Source organism: Pseudomonas sp. Z2-11, from assembly GCF_054161305.1.
Genome location: NZ_CP096395.1, coordinates 1,686,812 through 1,707,848, shown reverse-complemented (window position 1 = coordinate 1,707,848; position 21,037 = coordinate 1,686,812). Strand labels below are relative to the sequence as shown.

Annotated in this window: 19 protein-coding genes, 4 tRNA genes and 1 pseudogene; 4 read left to right on the top strand and 20 right to left on the bottom strand. The window is 62.2% G+C overall.

The features are described from left to right. From M1E16_RS07690 to M1E16_RS07640, 11 genes are all read right to left on the bottom strand, one after another. A complete protein-coding gene (locus M1E16_RS07690) occupies nt 1–972 on the bottom strand; it encodes an XdhC family protein (RefSeq protein WP_458129566.1) in 972 nt (323 codons plus the stop codon). Beyond that, nucleotides 972–3,287: a molybdopterin cofactor-binding domain-containing protein gene (locus tag M1E16_RS07685; protein WP_458129565.1), complete on the bottom strand. Its 2,316-nt coding sequence runs from the start codon at nt 3,285–3,287 to the stop codon at nt 972–974. Before M1E16_RS07685 ends, M1E16_RS07690 begins: the two co-directional genes overlap by 1 nt. After that, nucleotides 3,284–3,754: a (2Fe-2S)-binding protein gene (locus tag M1E16_RS07680; protein ID WP_434574256.1), complete on the bottom strand. Its 471-nt coding sequence runs from the start codon at nt 3,752–3,754 to the stop codon at nt 3,284–3,286. The genes M1E16_RS07685 and M1E16_RS07680 overlap by 4 nt, the downstream gene beginning before the upstream one ends. Before the next feature lie 268 nt (nt 3,755–4,022). Beyond that, the gene (murB, locus tag M1E16_RS07675; protein ID WP_458129564.1) at nt 4,023–5,042 is read right to left on the bottom strand and encodes a UDP-N-acetylmuramate dehydrogenase; all 1,020 of its coding nucleotides are present in this window, start codon (nt 5,040–5,042) and stop codon (nt 4,023–4,025) included. Then, a complete protein-coding gene (locus M1E16_RS07670; protein ID WP_458129563.1) occupies nt 5,039–5,503 on the bottom strand; it encodes a low molecular weight protein-tyrosine-phosphatase in 465 nt (154 codons plus the stop codon). The genes murB and M1E16_RS07670 overlap by 4 nt, the downstream gene beginning before the upstream one ends. Beyond that, on the bottom strand, nt 5,503–6,267 hold the full coding sequence (kdsB, locus tag M1E16_RS07665; RefSeq protein WP_458129562.1) for a 3-deoxy-manno-octulosonate cytidylyltransferase: 765 nt from the start codon (nt 6,265–6,267) through the stop codon (nt 5,503–5,505). Before kdsB ends, M1E16_RS07670 begins: the two co-directional genes overlap by 1 nt. Next, nucleotides 6,264–6,449 (bottom strand): Trm112 family protein, encoded by a 186-nt coding sequence (locus M1E16_RS07660; protein ID WP_003179363.1) that lies wholly within the window; start codon nt 6,447–6,449, stop codon nt 6,264–6,266. Before M1E16_RS07660 ends, kdsB begins: the two co-directional genes overlap by 4 nt. A gap of 23 nt (nt 6,450–6,472) precedes the next feature. Next, nucleotides 6,473–7,483: a tetraacyldisaccharide 4'-kinase gene (lpxK, locus tag M1E16_RS07655; RefSeq protein WP_458129561.1), complete on the bottom strand. Its 1,011-nt coding sequence runs from the start codon at nt 7,481–7,483 to the stop codon at nt 6,473–6,475. Then, nucleotides 7,483–7,911, bottom strand: a complete 429-nt coding sequence (locus M1E16_RS07650) for an ExbD/TolR family protein (RefSeq protein ID WP_434569368.1) — start codon at nt 7,909–7,911, stop codon at nt 7,483–7,485. Before M1E16_RS07650 ends, lpxK begins: the two co-directional genes overlap by 1 nt. Continuing rightward, nucleotides 7,908–8,543, bottom strand: coding sequence for a MotA/TolQ/ExbB proton channel family protein (locus M1E16_RS07645; protein WP_305496069.1), 636 nt, complete (start codon nt 8,541–8,543; stop codon nt 7,908–7,910). Before M1E16_RS07645 ends, M1E16_RS07650 begins: the two co-directional genes overlap by 4 nt. Nucleotides 8,544–8,638: 95 nt before the next feature. Further along, a complete protein-coding gene (locus M1E16_RS07640) occupies nt 8,639–10,885 on the bottom strand; it encodes a DNA internalization-related competence protein ComEC/Rec2 (protein ID WP_458129560.1) in 2,247 nt (748 codons plus the stop codon). Between the two features lie 144 nt (nt 10,886–11,029). On the opposite strand from M1E16_RS07640, the gene M1E16_RS07635 reads away from it, so the two are divergent. Next, nucleotides 11,030–11,560: a DUF2062 domain-containing protein gene (locus M1E16_RS07635; RefSeq protein ID WP_434569369.1), complete on the top strand. Its 531-nt coding sequence runs from the start codon at nt 11,030–11,032 to the stop codon at nt 11,558–11,560. Between the two features lie 164 nt (nt 11,561–11,724). Here M1E16_RS07635 and M1E16_RS07630 read toward each other — a convergent pair whose 3' ends face one another. The 3 genes from M1E16_RS07630 to M1E16_RS07620 all read right to left on the bottom strand — a co-directional run bounded on the left by M1E16_RS07630 (nt 11,725) and on the right by M1E16_RS07620 (nt 14,197). Further along, on the bottom strand, nt 11,725–12,504 hold the full coding sequence (locus M1E16_RS07630) for an ABC transporter permease (RefSeq protein WP_434698036.1): 780 nt from the start codon (nt 12,502–12,504) through the stop codon (nt 11,725–11,727). A gap of 2 nt (nt 12,505–12,506) precedes the next feature. Then, entirely contained in the window at nt 12,507–13,439 is a 933-nt protein-coding gene (locus M1E16_RS07625) for an ABC transporter ATP-binding protein (protein ID WP_305496072.1), read from the bottom strand. 134 nt (nt 13,440–13,573) lie between these two features. Continuing rightward, on the bottom strand, nt 13,574–14,197 hold the full coding sequence (locus M1E16_RS07620; protein WP_434695515.1) for a glutathione S-transferase family protein: 624 nt from the start codon (nt 14,195–14,197) through the stop codon (nt 13,574–13,576). Nucleotides 14,198–14,474: 277 nt separating this feature from the next. Here M1E16_RS07620 and M1E16_RS07615 point away from each other — a divergent pair, with 277 nt between their 5' ends. Next, nucleotides 14,475–16,922, top strand: coding sequence for an acyl-CoA dehydrogenase (locus M1E16_RS07615; protein WP_458129559.1), 2,448 nt, complete (start codon nt 14,475–14,477; stop codon nt 16,920–16,922). 88 nt (nt 16,923–17,010) lie between these two features. Next, complete coding sequence (locus M1E16_RS07610; protein ID WP_305496075.1) at nt 17,011–17,418, top strand: PA2817 family protein; 408 nt, start codon at nt 17,011–17,013, stop codon at nt 17,416–17,418. Nucleotides 17,419–17,591: 173 nt separating this feature from the next. On the opposite strand, the gene M1E16_RS07605 is transcribed toward M1E16_RS07610, so the two are convergent. The 4 genes from M1E16_RS07605 to M1E16_RS07590 all read right to left on the bottom strand — a co-directional run bounded on the left by M1E16_RS07605 (nt 17,592) and on the right by M1E16_RS07590 (nt 18,005). Further along, nucleotides 17,592–17,667 (bottom strand) — tRNA-Gly (locus M1E16_RS07605). Nucleotides 17,668–17,670: 3 nt separating this feature from the next. Beyond that, nucleotides 17,671–17,746 (bottom strand) — tRNA-Glu (locus tag M1E16_RS07600). Between the two features lie 105 nt (nt 17,747–17,851). Then, a tRNA-Gly gene (locus M1E16_RS07595) sits at nt 17,852–17,927 on the bottom strand. 2 nt (nt 17,928–17,929) lie between these two features. Beyond that, nucleotides 17,930–18,005: transfer RNA gene (locus M1E16_RS07590), tRNA-Glu, on the bottom strand. 371 nt (nt 18,006–18,376) lie between these two features. Here M1E16_RS07590 and M1E16_RS07585 point away from each other — a divergent pair. Then, complete coding sequence (locus tag M1E16_RS07585; protein WP_305496076.1) at nt 18,377–19,135, top strand: hypothetical protein; 759 nt, start codon at nt 18,377–18,379, stop codon at nt 19,133–19,135. Between the two features lie 231 nt (nt 19,136–19,366). On the opposite strand, the gene M1E16_RS07580 is transcribed toward M1E16_RS07585, so the two are convergent. Further along, the gene (locus tag M1E16_RS07580; protein WP_458130289.1) at nt 19,367–20,071 is read right to left on the bottom strand and encodes a methyl-accepting chemotaxis protein; all 705 of its coding nucleotides are present in this window, start codon (nt 20,069–20,071) and stop codon (nt 19,367–19,369) included. Nucleotides 20,072–20,275: 204 nt separating this feature from the next. Next, nucleotides 20,276–20,422: pseudogene (locus tag M1E16_RS07575) on the bottom strand (HAMP domain-containing protein); the annotation flags it as partial. Nucleotides 20,423–21,037: the final 615 nt, after the last annotated feature.

Genomic DNA, 21,037 nt, shown 5'->3' with positions numbered 1-21,037 from the left:
CTACAGCGGTTTCTTTTGGCGCAATTCGACGCCATTCTTGATCGCGACGATTTCCGCCAGCAGCGACAAGGCGATTTCCGCCGGGGTGTGGCTGCCGATGTGCAAGCCGATGGGCCCGTGCAGCCGCTCAATGGCTTGTGCTGACAAGCCTAGCTGAGCGAGGTTGTCCCGGCGCTTCTGACTGTTGACCCGTGAGCCGAGGGCGCCCACATAAAAAGCCTTGGAATCCAGGGCGGTGAGCAAGGCCATGTCGTCCAGGCGCGGGTCATGGGTCAGGGCAACGATCGCGGTGCGCTCATCGGTCTCGATGCTCAGCACCGCCTCGTCGGGCATGCCCGGAACAAAGCGGCCATGCTGCTCTTCCCAACCGTAGACGAATTCCTTGCGCGGGTCACAGATCAACACCTCGAAATCCAGCAACCGGGCCATTTCCGCCACGTAACGCGACAGCTGTCCGGCGCCGATCAGCAACAGCCGCCAGCGCGGGCCATAAATCGCCCGCAGCGTTTCGCCATCGAACACCAAGGCATCGCTTTTGCTCGCTGGTGTCAGCACCACAGCGCCGGTCGCGATGGTCAATTCCCGGGCAACTATTTCGTGGGCCTCGCACCGCGCCAGCAACTCGGCGACCCAGCCTGGATCGCCGACTCGTTCCTCCGTCAGGCGCAAGGTGCCGCCGCACGGCAAGCCGAAACGCGCCGCTTCCTCGCGGGTGACACCGTAGGTGATGAGCTGCACGGGCGGGCCATCCGCCGGAATCCGGCCGTCGTGCAGCCGGGCGATCAGGTCATCCTCGACACAACCGCCCGATACCGAACCGATCACTACGCCGTCTTCGCGCAGGGCCAGCATGGCCCCCGGAGGTCTCGGCGCGGTGCCCCAAGTCTGGACCACGGTGAACAGCACCACCCGCTGCCCGGCGCGACGCCATTCCAGCACGCTGCGCAGCACGTTCAGATCAACGCTGTCCATCAGGCTTTGGCCTGCTGCCAGCCTTGCAACTGGTAACGCACAGGCAGATCACGGATGCGCTTGCCGGTGGCGGCGAAGATTGCGTTGCACAGCGCTGGCGCGATCGGCGGCACGCCCGGTTCACCAACGCCCCCCAGCGGCACTTCGCCCGGCGGAGTGACCAGGTGCACGGCTACTTCCTTGGGTGCCAGGGACATGCGCGCCACTTCGTACATGTGGAAATTGTCCTGCTGGACCTTGCCGTCCTTGAAGCTGATCTCCCCGACCATCGCGTTGCCCAGGCCCATCACGCAGGCGCCTTCGAACTGCGAGCGGATACGCTCGGGATTGATCTGCGGCCCACAGTCCACGGCAATGTCTGCCTTGTGCACGATTATCGTGCCGTCATCCTTGACCTCGACCTCAATTGCCGCGGCCACATAGGTGACGAAGCTGTAGTGCACCGCCAGCCCCAAGCCTCGGCCCTTGGGCAATTCACGGCCCCAGCCAGCGGCCTTCGCGGCAGTCTCCAGCACGGTGCGGATCCGCGCCGTATCGATGGGATAACGCTCGGGCGATTCGCCGTAGTTCCAGCTGTCATTCTGGCTGTTGGGGTTGATCTTGCGGTCCGGGCCCAGCAACTTCAGATGGTACTTGAGCGGGTCCTGGCCGGCCTTGTGGGCCAGTTCGTCGATGAAGCTCTGGATCGCAAAACCATGGGGAATGTTCGACACCGAGCGGTACCAGCCAACCCGGGTATGGGCCACCGCCTCGGGGTTCTCCAGGCGCAGGTTGGGAATGGCATAGGCCATGTTGGTCACGCCCATGCCCACTTCGAACGGCGCTTCGTGGGTCATGCCCGGCGCGAACAGCGCGGTGATGGTCGGGGCCACGGTGCGATGCAGCCAAGCGGAGGGCAGCCCGTCCTTGTTCAGGCCGGCCTTCAGGTATTCGGCCGATACGGTATGGAAATACGAGTGATGAATATCGTCCTCGCGGGTCCATTGCACCCGAACCGCCTGGCCGGGGAATTCCTTGGAGAGCACCGCCGCCTCGACGACGAAATCGGGTTTGGACTTGCGTCCGAAACCGCCGCCCAGCAATGTGATGTTTATCGTGACCTTCTCGAAAGGGATGCCCAGGCGCTCGGCGACACGCTCGCGGGTGACCTGGGGTGCCTGGCTCGGTGCCCAGGCTTCGCATTGACCGTCCTTGAAGCGGGCGACCGCGACCATCGGCTCCATCGGTGACTGGGACAGGTGCGGCAGGTAGTAGGCAGCCTCCAACGTCGAATCGGCCTTGGCCAATGCGTCGTCAAGGTCGCCAGTGCTATGCAGGACTTTGCCTGGTTTCAGAGCAGCCGCTTGCAGTTCCTTGCGGTAGGCGATGGAGTCATAGCCGGCGTTCGGGCCATCGTCCCATTCGATTTTCAACGCTTCGCGGCCCTTGATCGCCGCCCAGGTGTTTTTCGCTACCACCGCCACGCCGCCCAGCGGCTGGAATTCGGAGGGCAAAGGGCGTCCTTCGATCTGCACCACCTTGATTACGCCCGGCACCTTCAACGCCGCGCTGCTGTCCACGCTCCTGACCTTGCCACCATAGACCCGTGGGCGGGCCACGACGGCGTAGAGCATGCCGTCGAAATGCACGTCGGCACCGAACACCGCTCGGCCGTTGACGATGTCCGCACCGTCGATGGCACGGCTCGCTTCCTTGCCAATGTAACGAAACTCCGACGGCTGCTTGAGGCGCAGGCTGTCGCGGGCCGGAACCGGCAAGGCCGCGGCGGCGGCGGCCAACTCGCCATAACCCAGTTCGCGCCCCGAAGGCTGATGCACCACTTTATGCAGTTGCGCGCGGCATTCGCCCACCGGCACTTTCCACTGGGCAGCGGCGGCCAATTCAAGCATGGTCCGGGCGGCGGCACCGCAGCGGCGCATCGGCTCGTACCAGTGACGCATGCTGCGCGAGCCGTCGGTGTCCTGGTTGCCGAAGCGCGCCTCATCAGCCGGCGCCTGCCTGACCTTGACGAGCGCCCAGTCGGCGTCAAGTTCGTCGGCCACCACCATGCTCAGGCTGGTGCGCACCCCCTGGCCCATTTCCGAACGGTTGCAGATCACCGTGACGCTGCCGTCAGCGGCAATGCTCACGTAGACCTTGGGGTCGTCGACTGCACCATGGGGCATGCCCTCGGCGCCAAACTTCTTCTCTTCGGCAAAGGCCTCCGGCAGCCCCCAGCTGGCGGCCAGCACCAGCACGCCCGTGGCGCTGGCCCCCTTGAGGAAACCCCGACGACTGAGGTTGCTCAGCACAAAATCATTCGGCAAGCGGCTCATGCCTTGGCCTCCTTCAGGTGAGTGGAGGCCTGGCGGATCGCGGTCTTGATCCGGTTGTAGGTGCCGCAACGGCAGAGGTTGCCGACCATGGCCTCCTCGATCTGTTCATCCGTCGGGTTGGGATTGGTCTTGAGCAATGCCGTGGCGGACATGATCTGCCCGCCCTGGCAAAAACCACACTGGGCCACGGCGGTGTCCAGCCAGGCCTTCTGCACAACCTGGCCGACCGGGTCGACGTGCAGCGCATCAATCGTGCTGACGTTCTGGCCTTTCACCGAGCCGATCGGCGTGATGCAACTGCGCGCCGGGGCGCCATCGATGTGGATCGTGCACGCGCCGCACAGGCCCATGCCGCAGCCGAACTTGGTGCCGTTGTAACCGGCCACATCGCGGATTGCCCACAGCAGCGGCATGTCCTCGGTGACATCCAGTTGATGATCTGTTCCATTGAGTTTCAGGGTAATCATGGGCACGCCCGCATTCGTTTCGAGTTATGGGGGTCGAGCAATCTGCCGTTTGGTGATCGGTTCGGTGTCGCAGACTGGCTCAGGCTGATCCGGCTCTCTTGTGCACACGTCAACAGCGTCTGCACCGGGCCTTGGGGATGCGTATGCTCGCATCGTCAGCCAATTAAATTAACCCAGGAACAAGCAAAACGCCCTGCACAATCCTGCACGAATGAGCGTGTGCAGGTCATGCAGGGCGTTTTTTTGTTCACGCAGGGCCAAGCGCCCGTCAGTACCGATTCGGCTCCATCTCCAGATCGACCTGGAAACGTTCGGCAATGTCCTTCTGGATCCGTTGAGCCAGGTCCAGCAATTGCAGGCCCGTGGCGTTGCCATAATTGACCAGCACCAGTGCCTGCAACTTGTGCACGCCAGCGTCGCCCTCGCGAAAGCCCTTCCAGCCGGCGCGTTCGATCAACCAGCCGGCAGCGATTTTCATCTGCCCCCCAGGCTGTGGATAAGCCACCAGGTCGGGGTATTGCAGCTTGAGATGGGCCACATGGGTGGCGTGCACCAACGGGTTCTTGAAGAAGCTGCCGGCGTTGCCGAGTACGGCGGGGTCCGGAAGTTTTTCGCTGCGGATGCTGCAGATAGCCCGGCTGACGTCCGAAGGCGTTGCCTGATCGATGCCTTGCTCGCTCAGGCGCTGGCGGACCGGGCCGTATTCCAGGTGCAGATGCGCGACGCGACTGAGGGCAAAACGTACCCGCAGGATCAGCCAGCGCCCCGCCTGCTGCTTGAACAGGCTGTCGCGGTAGGCGAAGGCGCACTCTTCAAGGGTGAAGTCGCGCAACTCGCCGGTGTGGCGATCCAGCGCGGTAAGGCCGGCGAAGACATCCTTTATCTCCACGCCGTAGGCACCGATATTCTGCATCGGTGCCGCCCCTACCGTACCGGGAATCAGGCTGAGGTTCTCCAGCCCCGACCAACCTTGCGCCAGCGTGTGCTGGACAAAAGGATGCCAGGGCTCCCCGGCCTCGGCCTCGATCACCACGCGTTCGCCGTCGTCGCTGAGCAGGCGGATCCCCCGACTGGCCATGCGCAACACCAACGCGTCGATGTCGTCGGTCAATAGCAGGTTGCTGCCGCCGCCGATCACCAGCAACGGCAGATCATGCCCGGCGGCATAGGCCAGCGCCTCGCGGACATCGGCATCGCTGTGGGCCTCGGCGAACAACCGTGCGGCGACGTCCACGCCAAAGCTGTTGAACGGCTTGAGACTGACGCCGGCCTGGACATGCAAGGTCATAACCGCCCCTTCAATTCGATGACCAGACGAAACGTGGCACGTTCGATCAGGTCGAGCACCTGCTCGAAACCCTGTTCGCCGTCGTAGTACGGATCTGGGACATCATCGAGCTCAGCCTCGTAGCGACGCAGGAACAGATCAAGCTCGGCCTTGCCACTGGCCGGTTGCAGTGCCTTGAGGTTGCGCAGGTTGTTGCTGTCCATCGCCAGGATCAGGTCATAGGCGGCGAAATCGGCGCGGGTGACTTGCCGGGCCCGCTGGGCCGACAGATCGTAGCCACGTCGCAGGGCCGCGGCCATGCTGCGTTTATCCGGGGCCTTGCCGACGTGCCAGTCACCGGTACCGGCAGAGGCGACTTCCACTTGCCCCTCCAGCCCGGCCTCGCGCAGCTTATGGCGCAAAATGCCTTCGGCGGTGGGCGAGCGACAAATGTTGCCAAGGCAGACGAACAGAACCCGCATCAAACCTCCAGCAGGCGACGAACGCGCTCGAGGTCTTCGGGAGTGTCTACACCGGTCGGCGGCGCGATCAGCGCATCGGCGACATGGATCCGCACGCCATGCCACAACGCCCGAAGTTGCTCGAGGGCTTCGGTGTTTTCCAGCCAGCACGGGCCCCAAGCGACGAAGTCCTGAAGGAAACCGGCGCGGTAGGCATAGATACCGATATGGCGACGGTACGGCACGCCTTCGGGCAACACGTCGCGGTCCTGAGCGAATGCCTCTCGGGCCCAAGGCAAAGTGGCACGACTGAACGTCAGCGCCAGGCCGTCGAGGTCGCTGACCACCTTGACCACGTTGGGATTGAACAGGGTCTGCACGTCCTCGATCGGCTCGGCCAGGGTGGCCATGCGCGCCTCTGGGTGCGCCGCCAGGTTCGCCGCGACCTGATCAATCACGCTCGGCGGGATCAGCGGCTCGTCGCCCTGCACGTTGACGACGATTGCGTCGGGCGCCAGACCGAGTTTCCCAGCCACTTCCGCCAGGCGGTCAGTACCGGAGTTGTGATCCTCGCGAGTCATCACCACTTCGGCGCCAAAGCCCTGGCAGGCCTCCACGATGCGCGCGTCGTCCGTTGCCACCACCACACGCTGGGCGCTGCTCTTGCAAGCCTGCTCCCAGACATGCTGGATCATCGGCTTGCCGGCGATCAGCAGCAACGGTTTACCGGGCAAGCGCGTGGAGGCAAAGCGCGACGGAATGACAACAGTAAACGCTGTATTCATTTATCCAGGCGCTCGTCGGTGGTCAGGGTACGGGCTTCGCTTTCGAGCATCACCGGGATGCCGTCGCGAATCGGATAGGCCAGGCCGGCGCCCTTGCTGATCAGCTCGGTCTTGTCGGCACTGAGCTTGAGCGGGCCTTTGCAGACCGGGCAAGCCAGGATATCGAGCAGTTTGGTGTCCATGAAATTCCCCTGGGTATAACGTTTTAAGGCAAGAGCCGATCCGGCAACAGGCGCATCAACTGCGTATCGAACCAGGCCGCGAAGGCTGGCGAAGGCGCTGCGTCAACCGCGAGGTACCACCAGTCGGGCGCGGCGAAGGCACGGCATTTGACCGCGTCCTTTTCCGTCATGACCACTGGCAATGACGGTTCGAAATCGAAGGCCTGGGCACTGTATTCGGCATGATCGGCAAACCCGTGCGGTACAGGCCGCCAGTGTAGCGTTTCAAGGGTATTGAAGAAACGCTGGGGGTTGCCGATACCGGCCACGGCATGCAGGGCCTGGCCAGGTTGAAAATGGTCGAGAGGGCGCCGTTCGCCACTGGCCAGGTTGATCAGCGCGGTGGGCCGCAACTCGAACGCGAAGCCGTCCTCGCGATCAGCGCTGGCGCCATTGAACAGCACGGCGTCGACCGAGCGCAGGCGCTCCACCGGCTCGCGCAACGGGCCGGCCGGCAGGCAACGGCGGTTGCCCAGGCCACGGGCGCTGTCGATCAATACCAGTTCGAGGTCACGGGCCAGGCGGTAATGCTGCATACCGTCGTCGGACAGGATCAGGTCCAGCGGCTCGGCGTCCAGCAGCGCCCGGACAGCGCGGCTGCGATCAGGATCGATCATCAACGGCACGCCGCTGCGCTGGACGATGAGCAGCGGTTCGTCGCCCGCGACGTCGGCGCCCTGCTCGGCCTCGACTCGCCATGGCAATTGCGGCGGCCTGGCGCCGTAACCCCGGCTGACCACGCCGACCCGCAGGCCACTGCGCTGGCAATGCTCGATCATCCAGAGGATCAACGGCGTCTTGCCGGTGCCGCCGACGGTAATGTTACCCACCACAATCAGCGGCACCGGCGGCTGGTAGATCTCGCCCTCGCCCGCCAGGAAGCGCTCGCGCTTGCCGATCACTACGCGTCGGTACAGCCATTCAAGCGGGCGCAGCAGCACCAGGGCGGGATGCCCCTTGTACCACGCGGCAAGCAATCGATCGGACATGGCCATCAAGGTGCCGGCGCCGCCTCGATCGTGGTCATGCGCAGGTGGCTGAAGCCGAGCTTGCCAGCCGCGTCCATGGCGGTGATGACCGATTGATGAGGCGTCTTGCCGTCGGCGCTGATAGCTAGCGGCAGGTTGGTATCACCGCCCGACTCCCTTTGCAGGGCCTCGATCAGGCTCGCCAGGTCGCTCTTGGGCAGCAACTGGTTGTTCACCGAGAACGCGCCCTCGGCGCTGATGGTGACTTCCAGGTTTTTCAACTGCTGGTCCTCGGCCGGCGAGCCACTCACCGCTTGCGGCAGCTCAACCTTCAACTGGGTTTCCCGGGTGAAGGTGGTGGTCACGACGAAAAACAGCAGCAGGATGAACACCACGTCGATCAGCGACGCCAGGTTGATCTCGATATTTTCCCGTGGTTTGCGGCGGAATTTCACTTCTTGCCCCCGGCCAGGTCCACGTCACGGTCGCCCTGCACCACCTCGACCAGCTTGATGGCTTCCTGCTCCATGCCCACCACCAGCTCGTCGACGCGGCGTTGCAGGAAGCGATGGAAGAACACGGCCGGGATGCCCACCATCAGGCCCGCGGCGGTGGTGATCAGTGCCTTGGAAATACCGCCCGCCAGCACGGCGGCATTGGTCGTCATGCCGGAACCGGTGAACGCGCTGAAAATGTCGATCATGCCCAGGACCGTGCCCAACAGGCCCAGCAATGGCGACATGGCCGCGATGGTCCCAAGGGCATTGATGTAGCGTTCCAGGTCATGGATGACGCGCGCGGCGGCCTCCTCGATGCACTCCTTCATGATCTCGCGACCATGCTTGGAATTCGCCAGGCCTGCCGCGAGGATCTCCCCCAGCGGCGAGCTGGCTCGCAGTTCCTTGAGCTTGTCCTTGTTCAGCTGCTTGTCCTTGATCCAGACCCAGACCTGCCCGAGCAGATGCTCCGGGGTCACGCGGCTGGCCCGCAGGGTCCACAGGCGTTCGGCAACGATACCCAGTGCCGCGATGGAACTCAGAATGATCGGCAACATCATCCAGCCGCCGGATTTGACCAATTCCCACACAGTGACAGCCCCCTCGAAAAAGTGCGCCACTTTATCATACAGACTCGCTGTGCAGGCCCGCCCTGCCGACAACCCGGCAATAACGCTGCGCCAGATCAATGCTCCGACGCTGGCCCGGCGGGCGGCGGATCACGCCAGTAACGGCGAATGCCCGCCTGGCCAAGCGCAGGTGTAAAGGCGCCGAGTTGCAGACGAATGGCACCTTGTTCGGCACTGTCGTAGATCGCCATGCCCAAGCGTCGATAACGCTCCATCACCCACGGATGGGGATGGCCGAACGCATTGTTGCGCCCCCGGGAAATCAATACCGAATGGGGCTCGAGGCGCGCCAGCAGCGCCATCGACGATGAGCTGCGGCTGCCATGGTGCGGCGCTGCCAGCCACTGGGTCGGCATCGCCAGGGGACTGTCGAGCAAGGCCCGTTCGGCATGGGTATCGATATCTCCGGTCAGCAGCAACCGCTCGCCACCGGCCTCGACCAGCAAGACACAGGATTTCTGGTTGCTCTCGACAGCCGATGCCCAGCGCCACAGTTCGAACCTGACCCCGTCCCATTCCCAGCTTTCGCCGCTATCGCACGCACCTGCCTGCAGATCGACGGGCAGCGCCTCGGGATCGCCGCTGACCACCCGACGGGTCGGCAATCCGTTGCGTACGGCTTGTGCACCGCCGGCGTGATCGGCATCGGCGTGACTGAGCAGCAGCATGTCCAAGGTACGCACACCGAGCCTGTGCAAGGTCGGCACCACCACGCGCTCGCCCGCATCGGCGTCGCCAAAACGCGGCCCCGCGTCATAAAGCAAGACGTGCCGCTGGGTGCGCACGAGGATCGCCAGCCCCTGGCCGACGTCCAGTTGCCAGATTTCGGCTTGCCCGTAGGGTACTTCTTCCCGTGGAGGAAAAACCATCAGCATCAGCATCGGCCAGCCGAGGATCCGCAGCGGTACGCCCTTGGGCAGCAACAGCAATGCAGTGCCGAGCGCCGCCACGCACCAGGCCCACAGCGGCACCGCGGGAGGCACCCAGGCTGGCATCTGCCCTGCTGCCAGCGCGAGCGCCTTGAACAGCAGATCGAGCAAGCCGCCGGCAATCCAGAGAAGGCTCTCGCCTATGGACGGTATCGGTAGCAACGCGGTGCCAAGCAAGGCCGAAGGCAACACCAGCAGACTGATCCAGGGCACCGCCAGCAGGTTGACCAACGGACCGCTGAGGCTGACCGGCAGCCCGAGGATCAAGAGTAGCGGGCACAACCCGAGAGCAATCAGCCACTGGGCGCGGGTCCAGGTCTGCCACCAGCGCCAGGGGCCCAGGCGACCGCCGAAGGTAAACATCAGAATGGCCACCGCGGCGAACGACAACCAGAACCCCGGCCGCAGGCTCGCCAGCGGATTGAGCAGCAGCACCGCCAGGAGCGCCAACAGCCAGGCTTTCCAAGGATCGGCCTGGCGAAAGCGCAAGCGCCACAGCAGCACCAGTCCGATCATCACACAGGCCCGCCGCACCGGCACTTCGAAACCGGCGAGCAGGCCGTAACCCAGCGCCGCGGTGAACGCCAGCACGCACGCCCAAGGCAGCCATGGCAACCACGCCGGCCAGACACCATGACGCGCCGCGCCGGCGACCAGCAGGTATACGAGGCCGGCGAACAGGCCGATGTGCTGCCCGGAAATGACCAGCAGATGGATCGTGCCGGTGTCTTGCAGCACCTGCCAATCTTCGCGACTCAACCCGGAGCCATCGCCAAGGACCAATGCCATCAGCGCCCCGGAACGCCCTTGGGCATCGACTTTCGCCAATGCCTGGCGCACCCCGTCGCGCCAGGCGCCCTGGGCCGGTTGCAGGCGTCGCCCTTGCTTGACGCTGCCGGTCGCGCCAATGCCGCGGCTCAACAGCCACGCCTCATAGTCGAAGCCATGGGGATTGAGCAGCCCCGCGGGTCGCTTGAGCTTCACCGCCAGGCGCCATTTCTCACCGCTGCTGACCGGCGGCCCGCCATACCAGGCCAGGCGCATCGAGGTTGGCAAGCGCGTGCGCCTTGACTGGATATCGGCCAATTCGAAACGCACCGTTCCATCGCCGTGTTGCGGCAAACCGACGACCCGCCCTTTGACCCAGCGCGTCTCGCCGTCCAGTGCGAAGGGCAACCGTCCGTCCAGTGCATGGTGTGCGGCGAGGCTCGCCCAGACCAGCCCGAAGAGGAAGCAACCCGCCGGGTACAGGCGAAACGGCAGTACCATCAACGCCAGCGTCGCCATGGCTGCGATCAGCCATGGCGACGGCAGTACCGGTAGAAAAACCGGGGCCAGCAGCCCCAGTGCAAGCGCGACCATTGCCGTGCGCATAAGCCCATCCTTGAGAGTCCCTCTCCAGGCTTAGCCGGTGCGGGGCACCGTGGGCGTTAACAATTGTCACAAAGTCTGAATCTCCCGGTTGTAGAATCCGGACATACTTGCGGCCTTACAGCTTTGACCCGACCGAGAAGCCTTATGCCCCGGCGATTATTCAAACGTTACATGCCTGACCCCGCGAGCATTCGGGAACATAAATCCTTACGCTTTCTCGGCACCCTGCTGCACGATCCCAACCTCTGGCACCTCAATCGTCATTCGGTGGCGCGGGCGATGGCCGTTGGCCTGTTCGCCGCTTTTCTGCCGATACCGCTGCAAATGCTCCTGGCCGCCGCGCTGGCCGTCACGGTTCGCGGCAACATCCCGATCGCGGTAAGCCTGGTCTGGCTGACCAACCCCATCACCATGCCCGCGGTATTCTTCTGCACCTATCAGACCGGCGCCTGGCTGATGGACGTTCCAGCCCGGACGCTGCCGGACGAATTGACCTGGGAGTGGATCACCAACCAGCTGTCAACGTTGTGGCAGCCGTTTTTGCTGGGGTCGGTGGTCACTGGGTTGGTGCTTGGAGTCTTGGCTTATTTCGTCACCATGGCGTATTGGCGATGGTGGGTTGCCAGGCAGTGGCGGCGGCGCAAGCGCAGCCGGATGAGAGAAAAGCTGGACTGACCGCGTTTCACCCCCAGACACGACATTCGGGGGTAATCCGAAGTCCTTGTGGGAGCGAGCCTGCTCGCGAAGAGACCATCACATCCGACATCTGCATCGGATGATGTTTAGCCTTCGCGAGCAGGCTCGCTCCCACAGGTACGACACTTCAGACACGGACAGTGTCAGGTACGCATCCCTCGCCCACTCACCAGCAACCGTGCACAGCTCACATAAAGCATCACGGTCGCCACTAGCATGAAGGTAATTGCAATACTGATGCGAATGTCCGAAACGCCAAGGATCCCGTAGCGGAAAGCATTGACCATATGCAGCACCGGGTTGGCCAGCGATACGGTCTGCCAGAACGGTGGCAGCAGGGAAATCGAGTAGAACACCCCGCCCAGATACGTCAGCGGCGTGAGCACGAACGTCGGGATGATGGAGATGTCATCGAAGTTTCGCGCGAACACCGCGTTGATGAAGCCCAGCAGCGAAAAGATCGTCGCCGTCAGGACCACCACCAGGATCGTCACCCCCAGGTGATGCACCTGCAGATTAGTGAAGAACAGCGACAGCAGCGTCACGATCAGGCCGACCGCCAGCCCGCGCAGCACGCCACCCAGGGTGAAGCCGATCAGGATCGTATGGGGTGAAACCGGTGAAACCATCAGCTCTTCGATGGAGCGCTGGAACTTGCTGCCGAAGAAACTCGATACCACGTTGCCGTAGGAGTTGGTGATCACCGACATCATGATCAGCCCCGGCACAATGTAGTCCATGTACGTGAAACCGCCCATGTCGCCGATCTGCCGGCCGATCAGGTTACCGAAAATCACGAAGTACAGGACCATGGTGATCGCCGGGGGCAGCAGGGTCTGCGGCCAGATCCGCATGAAGCGTCGGACTTCACGATAAACAATGGTATTGAGGGCGATGAGGTTGGGGCGCAGTTCCGAACTCATACTCATACCGCCACCTTCGCCAGGTTTTTTTCCACCAGGGACACGAACAACTCCTCAAGGCGATTGGTCTTGTTGCGCAGGCTCAGCACTTCGATGTTTTGCACGGCCAGCTGGGTGAACAGCCCGGTGATACCAGCGGACTTGTCGACCTGGACTTCCAGGGTATGGCCGTCGAGCAGGCGAGCCGGATAACCCACCAGCTGCGGCGCGGCGCTCAGGTCATGCTTGAGATCCAGCAGGAAGGTTTCTACATGCAGCTGACTCAGCAACTGCCGCATGCTGGTGTTCTCGACGATGGTGCCGTGGTCGATGATGCCGATGTTGCGGCACAGCTGCTCGGCCTCTTCCAGGTAGTGCGTGGTGAGGATGATGGTGATGCCTTTCTGGTTCAGCTCGGTGAGGAAGGTCCACATCGAACGACGCAGCTCGATGTCCACGCCGGCGGTGGGTTCGTCGAGGATCAGCAGGCGCGGTTCATGCACCAGCGCGCGGGCAATCATCAGGCGTCGCTTCATGCCGCCGGACAACGAACGGGACGGCACATCGCGCTTGTCCCACAAGCCAAGCTGGGTCAGATACTGCTCGGCGCGCTCGTTGGCGATCTTCGGCGGGATGCCGTAGTAGCCGGCCTGGGTCACGACGATGTCGAAGGTCTTTTCGAACTGGTTGAAGTTGAATTCCTGGGGCACCACGCCGATGCAGCGCTTGAGCGCCGCGGGCTCGCGGTCCAGGTCATGGCCGAAGACGTTCACCGTCCCGCCGGATTTGTTCACCAGCGTGGAAAGAATGCCGATGGTGGTGGATTTGCCGGCACCGTTGGGGCCCAGCAAGGCAAAAAAATCACCTTCGGCGACATCCAGATCGATACCACTCAGGGCCTGGAAACCGTTGCCGTAGGTTTTGGTTAGCTGCCGTATGGACAGAGCGGAACTCATATCGGATTACGCACCAAGAAGGGGAGGAAGAAGAATAGATAAGGGCCGGCGGCGAGCAATACAACCACGGCGCATGAAGGCAATGGTGCGTGGCGTCGCCGCACAAGTACAGTGAAGTGTGTCGATAGTAAGTATTAAGTCAACGCGGTCATGACGGCCTTGCGATAAGCCGGACGCTGCTGGAGCCGCGCGTACCAGGCCTCCAGCCGAGGCAATGCGGCGCGCTCGATGGGCATCTCGAACCAGGCATAAATGAAACTGCCCAAGGGAATGTCGCCCATGCCGATTTCGTCACCGCAGAGGTAAGGCTGTTCGCCCAGGGCTTGCTCCACCATTGCCAGCAACTGGTCGCACTCCTTGATTGCCGCATTGATGGCCGGCCAGTCCTGTTGCTCGGCCGGGGTGCGCAGCACGCCCCAGAACACCGTGCGAAACGGAGCGGCAAAGCTGGACGTGGTCCAGTCCATCCATTTTTCAGCGCTGGCGCGGGCCTGTATGTCATCGGGATACCAGGCCGAGCCTGAGGCATGGCGAGCCGCCAGGTAACGCACGATGGTATTGGATTCCCAGAGCACGAAGCCGTCGTCTTCTATCATCGGAACCCGGCCGTTGGGATTTTTCGCGCGGTACTCGGGCGTATCCACCACGCCAAACGCGCCGCCCGCGTCGATGGCCTCGTAGGCCAGCCCCAGCTCTTCAGCACACCACAGCGCCTTGCGCACGTTCGACGAATTCTTCCGACCCCAGATCTTCAGCATCACGGCTTCCTCAATGGATAAATGCCGCAGCAGCATACGCCGGATCAACCGCGACTCAAATCACCCTGCACGTCGCCGAGCAATAACGGCGTTTCAGCCAAACAATGGCGTTTTCTCACCTGACCAACGAACGATTTCCTACCGGTGTTGCCAACCAGACTGGCGTTATGCATCCAAGGTTTCCCACGAAATCAATCACATCGCGCCGACCGCCGGTTTTACAGAGGACGTCTAAGCTCTGAGGGTCGGTCTTGCCCTGGTTCACGGAGGATTATTTATGCTGTTGTTGTGGATACTGGTTCTGGTCGTCGGGATAGCCTGGCTGGCTCACCGCCGCACCGCCCCACTGCCAGCGCTGGGCATCGTTGCGGTCTACCTGTTGGCGATGGGGATCTTCAGCCATGCGCCCGGGTGGCTGCTGCTTGTCCTATGGCTGGTACTCGCCGCCGTTGCAGCCCCGCTGTTGCTACCTGACCTGCGCCGCAGATATTTCAGCGCGCCGATGTTCGACTGGTTCCAGAAAACCTTGCCACCGATGTCCGAGACCGAGCGCGATGCCATTGATGCCGGCACGGTGTGGTGGGACGGGGAATTATTCAGCGGTCGGCCGGACTGGGACATGCTGCTGGCCTACCCAAAAGTGAAACTGACTGACGAAGAGCAGGCATTTCTCGACGGTCCGACCGAAGAACTCTGCGCGATGGTCAGCGACTGGCAGATCGGCCAGGCCATGGACCTGCCGCCCGAAGCCTGGGCCCATATCAAGGAACATGGTTTCTTCGCCCTGATCATTCCGAAGGAATACGGCGGCAAGGGATTTTCCGCCTATGCCCACTCCCAGGTGGCGATGAAACTTGCCACCCGCAGTGGCGACCTGGCGTCCACCGTGATGGTCCCCAACTCCCTCGGCCCGGCGGAACTGCTGCTGCACTACGGCACCGATGAACAACGCAACCATTATCTGCCGCGACTGGCCCGGGGTGACGATATTCCCTGCTTCGCCCTGACCGGGCCGCTGGCTGGCTCCGATGCGGGGGCGATGCCCGACACCGGGATTATTTGCAAGGGCGAATGGCAAGGCCAGGAAACCATCGGCCTGCGCTTGAACTGGGAAAAACGCTACATCACCCTCGGCCCCGTCGCCACCCTCCTCGGCCTGGCCTTCAAAGCCTATGATCCCGACCACCTGCTGGGCGACGAAGAAGACCTGGGGATCAGCCTGGCGCTGATCCCCACGGATACACCTGGTGTCAACATCGGCCGCCGTCACCTGCCTCTTGGCGCCGCCTTCATGAACGGACCGAACTGGGGCAAGGACGTGTTCATTCCGCTGGACTGCCTCATTGGCGGCCAGGCCATGCTCGGCAAGGGTTGGATGATGCTGATGAATTGCCTGTCGGTCGGACGCTCGATTTCCCTGCCAGCGGTAGGGACCGGCGCGGCGAAGTTCACCAGCCTGGTCACCGGCCAGTACGCCCAGGTAAGGGAACAATTCAACGTGCCGTTGTCCGCCTTCGAGGGCATCCAGGAAGCCATGGCACGTATCGGCGGCAATGCCTGGTTGATGGACGCCGCACGCATGCTGACCGCCAACGCGGTGGACCTCGGCGAAAAACCCTCGGTACTCTCGGCCATCCTCAAGTACCACCTGACCGAGCGCGGCCGCGAGTGCATCAGCCACGCCATGGACGTGCACGGCGGCAAGGGCATCATCATGGGGCCGAACAATTACCTGGGCCGCAGTTGGCAAGGCGCGCCGATCTTCATCACGGTCGAAGGCGCGAATATCCTCTCGCGCAACCTGATGATCTTCGGCCAGGGGGCGATTCGCTGCCATCCGTTCGTATTGAAGGAAATGGCCCTGGCAACCCGAGAAGACAAAGACCAGGCATTGGTCGAATTCGACGGGTTGCTGCTCAAGCACATCGGTTTTGCCATCGGCAACGCCGCCAGCACCCTGGTCCTGAACCTCGGCCTGGGGCACTTCGACAACGTGCCGGGCAATGCCCTGAGCCAAGGGTATTTCCGTGCCCTCAACCGGCAGGCGGCGGCGTTCGCCTTGCTGGCGGACCTGAGCATGATGCTGCTGGGTGGCGAACTCAAACGTCGCGAACGCCTGTCGGCCCGCCTGGGGGATGTATTGAGCAACCTTTACCTGGCCTCGGCGGCGCTCAAGCGCTATCACGACCTTGACTCGCCAGACCATATGGCGCCGCTGTTTCGCTGGGCCATGGAGGAAAGCCTGGGACAATCGGAGCGGGCACTGGACGAACTGCTGGTCAACTTCCCGAATCGGCTGCTGGGCGGCCTCTTGCGAGTGGTGGTGTTTCCATTCGGCCGCCGTCACAAGGGACCGAGCGACAGGCTGGACGCCGAGGTGGCCGCCGTTATCGGCCGCGCCAAGGGCGATCCGACTCTGGAAGAGCTGCTCCAAGGCTGTTATCGCCCGCAGTCGGAAGAGGACCCGGTGGGTGCGCTGCAACATGCCACTGACCTGCTGGCCGCCGCCCAGCCGCTTCACAAAAAGCTCCATGGAGCGTTCAAGCAGGGCCAACTCAACCCTGCGCCCGGCGAACCTATCATCGATGCGGCCCTGGAGGCGGGTATCCTGCAAGCCGGTGAGGCGCAGACCCTGCGCGCAGCCGAAGCGGCACGCCGCAAGGTCATCGATGTGGATGATTTCGACAAGGAGGAACTGACCCTCGCCGAGGCCAAGGTGCGGTGATGCTGGCAGCGATCTGATCGATAGCATGTAAAAGCGGGCGCAGGGGCTTTATACTCCTGCGCCCGTTTTGCTCTTGAGGACTTATCTCGTGTCCAACGTCGTTGCCGATCACCTCGTCTTGCTTGACCACTTGCGCAGCATCCTGGTCGCCGTGGGTGAGGCCGAACAGGTTCCCGAAGAAAGCCATGCGCTGTTCCTGGAGCGCTTTGACGAATTGCGCGCGCAACTGCCAGTCGACCCGATCGAAAGCCAGTACCTTGGCCAGGACCTGCTGTGCCAGGTGATCGTGCGTTATCCACAGATCGCCCATCTGGTGCCCCGAGACCTGCTGTGGTATTTCGGCGGCGATTGCCTGCACTACATGCCCGACGAAGAGATCGCCCTGTACCAGGCCCTCGAGGAGCGTCGTTTCGAAGCCGAGCAAAACGACGAGCCGTTCGACTGGAACCAGGAAAAACAATTGCTGGCCATGTCTGATCAGGACAGCAAGCACTGATTGCAAACAGCACGACAAAGACCCGCATGGCTTAAAAACTCTGCGGGTCTTTTTTTGCTCTTTAATCGAGCCAGGTTTGGCAGTGCGCGCGTGATACTTAGCCTTAAAGTTGAGACAGACTTTTCCTACGCGCATAAAAAAACGCCGCTCGATGAGCGGCGTTTTTTTGAACTTGGAGCGGGAAACGAGACTCGAACTCGCGACCCCGACCTTGGCAAGGTCGTGCTCTACCAACTGAGCTATTCCCGCAAATGGCGTCCCCTAGGGGACTCGAACCCCTGTTACCGCCGTGAAAGGGCGGTGTCCTAGGCCACTAGACGAAGGGGACACGCTAACTGGAACACATGGTGTGTATCCCAGTGCCCAAATCCGCATCCGAAGATGTCGGCTCTGGTTTCACTCAGCCCTGCCCGAAAGCAACGCTGTTTAAAATTGGAGCGGGAAACGAGACTCGAACTCGCGACCCCGACCTTGGCAAGGTCGTGCTCTACCAACTGAGCTATTCCCGCATTGGCGTCCCCTAGGGGACTCGAACCCCTGTTACCGCCGTGAAAGGGCGGTGTCCTAGGCCACTAGACGAAGGGGACACACGTACAACATTCACTGCTTATCGCGTTTGGCTGAGTGCTTTACGCTGTAAGTGGCGCGCATTCTATGGATGGATTGGAGGGTCGTCAACCCCCGAATATAAATTTATTTAAATCAATGACTTCGCCCGGTTTGAGGAGGATTCGCGGATTTTCCCCGTCCGCTCTCTGGCGCCTATATTCTGTCGCCCGCCAAGGGGTTATAGTCGCGCCCGACAAATAGTGGCAATGTGCATCTACTCCGCTACGCGCCGCGTGAACAGTACGTCGCCCGTCTAATCGCGTCGCTCGGGCCTATGCGCTTAAAAGCCAAGCCACTACACTCATGACATGCGAACGCTAATAAAGAGGTCTTACCGGTGACACCACTCATGATCACCCTGCTCGTCGTAGCCGGGATCGCACTGTTGATCGCCATTGGCTACATGAACCATGTGGTGGAAAACAACAAGCTGGAAAAGGCCCGCACCAAAGTCGAACTCAACGACCGCTTGCGGCGTTGCGGCGAGCTCACGGAAACTTTCCCCGGCCAGTTGATGACCCCGGCCCTGAAGTTGCTGATGACGCGCCTGGAGATGAATGTCTGCCAGCGCTTGCTCAATCTTGAAAAGTCCAACGCTGCGGTCAAGGCTCGCCTGGATGAACTGTCCGCATTGGCTGCTCAGGGTGAGTCGATTCCGGTAAGCAACCCGCCGGCACCGATACAAACCGAGGCCAAGGCCAAGGATGTGCGGTTTCTGCTCGAAGCGTTGCACGGCCAGATCACCCGCGCCGCGCAGGATGGCTTCCTGCCGCCCAACGAGGCCAAGCGCTGGATCCGTGAAGTGCGGCACCTGCTGGTGCTGCTGCACATCGAGTTCTTCAACAATCTCGGTCAGCAAGCCTTGCAACAGGAGCAACCGGGGCAGGCCCGCCTGGCATTCGAGCGAGGCGTGCAATACCTGCGCAAACAGCAGGAGCCGCAGGTCTATGCCGAACAGTTGGCTTATCTGGAGAAGCTTCTGGCCCGCGCCAACGCCCAGGTCCTGGCCAGCACCCAGCCGGTCGAGGGCGAGGTTAACCAGTTGACTGAAGGGTTGAAGGAAGACGAAGCGAACGACGAGTGGAAGAAGAAGAAAGTCTACGATTGAGTTCGGACTGATAGCCCGCCCGTTTCTTGTGCAAACCCATTTCTCTGTGGGTGGGCGGGAGCGAGCCTGCTCGCGAAGAGGCCAGCACATCCAGCATCTCAGCGCCTGACACGCCGCCTTCGCGAGCAGGCTCGCTCCCACAGGGTCTGGTGTCGCACATGATGCAGCGCATACCGAAGATTCAATGTAGGAGCGAGCCTGCTCGCGAAGGCGCTCAGTGCAGCCCCACACTCACAACCTGAAATGCCCCACCATCCCCTTCAACTCGCTCCCCAGCTGTGCCAGCTCAATGCTTGAAGCGGCATTGCCCTGCATGGCCATGGACGATTGATCGGCGCTGGCACGGATACTGGTAACACTGCGGTTGATCTCTTCAGCCACCGAACTCTGTTGCTCGGCTGCCGCCGCGATCTGTTGGTTCATCTGCTGGATCAACGACACCGCCGCCGCGATGCTGCCCAGTGCGCTTTCAGTCTGCAGCGCATCGCTGACGGCCATTTTCACCAATTCGCCGCTGCTCTGGATCTGTTGTACGGAGGTCTGGGCGGCCGAGCGCAGGGCGCTGACCAATCGCTCGATTTCCTCGGTGGACTGTTGCGTACGCTTGGCCAGGGCTCGTACCTCATCGGCCACCACGGCGAAACCCCTGCCCTGCTCGCCCGCCCTGGCCGCCTCGATAGCGGCGTTGAGCGCCAGCAGGTTGGTTTGTTCGGCGACGCTCTTGATCACGTTCAGCACCGTGCCGATGTTCTGTATCTCGGCGCTGAGACTTTCGATGCTGGTGCTGGCCGACGTCGCCGAATCAGCCAGTTGTTCGATACGCACCATGCTCTGGCGCACCACCCGCTGGCCGCTTTCAACCTTGTCGTCGGCGGTCTGGGCTGCTCGCGCGGCCTCTTCGGCGTTGCGCGCCACGTCATGCACGGTGGCGGTCATCTGGTTCATGGCCGTGGCCACCTGCTCGGTTTCCTCCTTCTGGCTGCTGACTTCAAGGTTGGTCTGCTCGGTCACGGACGACAGCGACTGTGCCGAGCTGGCCAGTTGCTCGATGCCGGCCTGCAAACCGCTGACGATGCTGCTCAAGCCGGCCGCCATCTGCTGCATGGCCAGCATCAACTGGCCGATCTCATCCCGACGTGTCACATCGACCTTGGCACTCAAGTCACCTGAAGCAATCTGTTGGGCGACGCGAATGACACTGCGCAGCGGCGTAACGATCAGCCGGGTGATGAGCCAGGCAGCGATCAATCCCACCAGCAGGGCCAGGGCCGACGAACCGACGATCATCAGCGAATTTTTCTTCAGCTCCGCCTGCATTGCACTGTCTTCGGCGTTGTAGGCTTGGTCGACCCGCGCCACAACCTGGTCGGCACGCTCATGCAATTGCTGGTAGACGGTTTTCTCCTTGGCCAGCAAACCGGTGTATTCGGCCAACTGCTGATTAAATCCGCCGATGTGCCCGGCAACTTCGTTGAGTACGGTCTGGTAACCCGGATCCTTGACCGCACCCTTGAGTACTTCGGCCAGTTTCATGGCCTGCTCGGCCTGTTCGATGTTGCCTTGCCCGGCGTTCTCCTCGCTGCCTTTACGGCTCTGGTCCAGGCGAACCCGCGCTTCGTTCATGGCCTGCAGCATCAGCCGCGAGACCTCGCTGACCTGGTTGGCCTGCTCGATGAATTCCGCACCGTCCTTGCCTTCGGACTCTTTCAAGGTATAGGCGCCGTCATCGGCCAGACCCGCCTGCAACACATCCAGGTTGTTGGCGACACTGGAAACCGACCAACTGGCCATTTCCAGGGCCAGGTCCTTGCCCTGGCTCAGATCCACAAACTCATCGAATGCCTTGCGATACGCCGCCAGAGCCTGCTCCACTTCATTCATCACCGGTACATTGGCAGCCGA

Coding starts and splice junctions, on each gene's coding strand:
- lpxK (WP_458129561.1), bottom strand. CDS start 7,483: ATGGCCATGTCCGATCGATTGCTTGCCGCGTGGTACAAGGGGCATCCC.
- M1E16_RS07680 (WP_434574256.1), bottom strand. CDS start 3,754: ATGATTACCCTGAAACTCAATGGAACAGATCATCAACTGGATGTCACC.
- M1E16_RS07630 (WP_434698036.1), bottom strand. CDS start 12,504: ATGAGTTCGGAACTGCGCCCCAACCTCATCGCCCTCAATACCATTGTT.
- M1E16_RS07660 (WP_003179363.1), bottom strand. CDS start 6,449: ATGGACACCAAACTGCTCGATATCCTGGCTTGCCCGGTCTGCAAAGGC.
- M1E16_RS07640 (WP_458129560.1), bottom strand. CDS start 10,885: ATGCGCACGGCAATGGTCGCGCTTGCACTGGGGCTGCTGGCCCCGGTT.
- murB (WP_458129564.1), bottom strand. CDS start 5,042: ATGACCTTGCATGTCCAGGCCGGCGTCAGTCTCAAGCCGTTCAACAGC.
- M1E16_RS07615 (WP_458129559.1), top strand. CDS start 14,475: ATGCTGTTGTTGTGGATACTGGTTCTGGTCGTCGGGATAGCCTGGCTG.
- M1E16_RS07690 (WP_458129566.1), bottom strand. CDS start 972: ATGGACAGCGTTGATCTGAACGTGCTGCGCAGCGTGCTGGAATGGCGT.
- M1E16_RS07585 (WP_305496076.1), top strand. CDS start 18,377: ATGATCACCCTGCTCGTCGTAGCCGGGATCGCACTGTTGATCGCCATT.
- M1E16_RS07580 (WP_458130289.1), bottom strand. CDS start 20,071: ATGACCGCCACCGTGCATGACGTGGCGCGCAACGCCGAAGAGGCCGCG.
- M1E16_RS07620 (WP_434695515.1), bottom strand. CDS start 14,197: ATGCTGAAGATCTGGGGTCGGAAGAATTCGTCGAACGTGCGCAAGGCG.
- kdsB (WP_458129562.1), bottom strand. CDS start 6,267: ATGAATACAGCGTTTACTGTTGTCATTCCGTCGCGCTTTGCCTCCACG.
- M1E16_RS07685 (WP_458129565.1), bottom strand. CDS start 3,287: ATGAGCCGCTTGCCGAATGATTTTGTGCTGAGCAACCTCAGTCGTCGG.
- M1E16_RS07625 (WP_305496072.1), bottom strand. CDS start 13,439: ATGAGTTCCGCTCTGTCCATACGGCAGCTAACCAAAACCTACGGCAAC.
- M1E16_RS07670 (WP_458129563.1), bottom strand. CDS start 5,503: ATGCGGGTTCTGTTCGTCTGCCTTGGCAACATTTGTCGCTCGCCCACC.
- M1E16_RS07635 (WP_434569369.1), top strand. CDS start 11,030: ATGCCCCGGCGATTATTCAAACGTTACATGCCTGACCCCGCGAGCATT.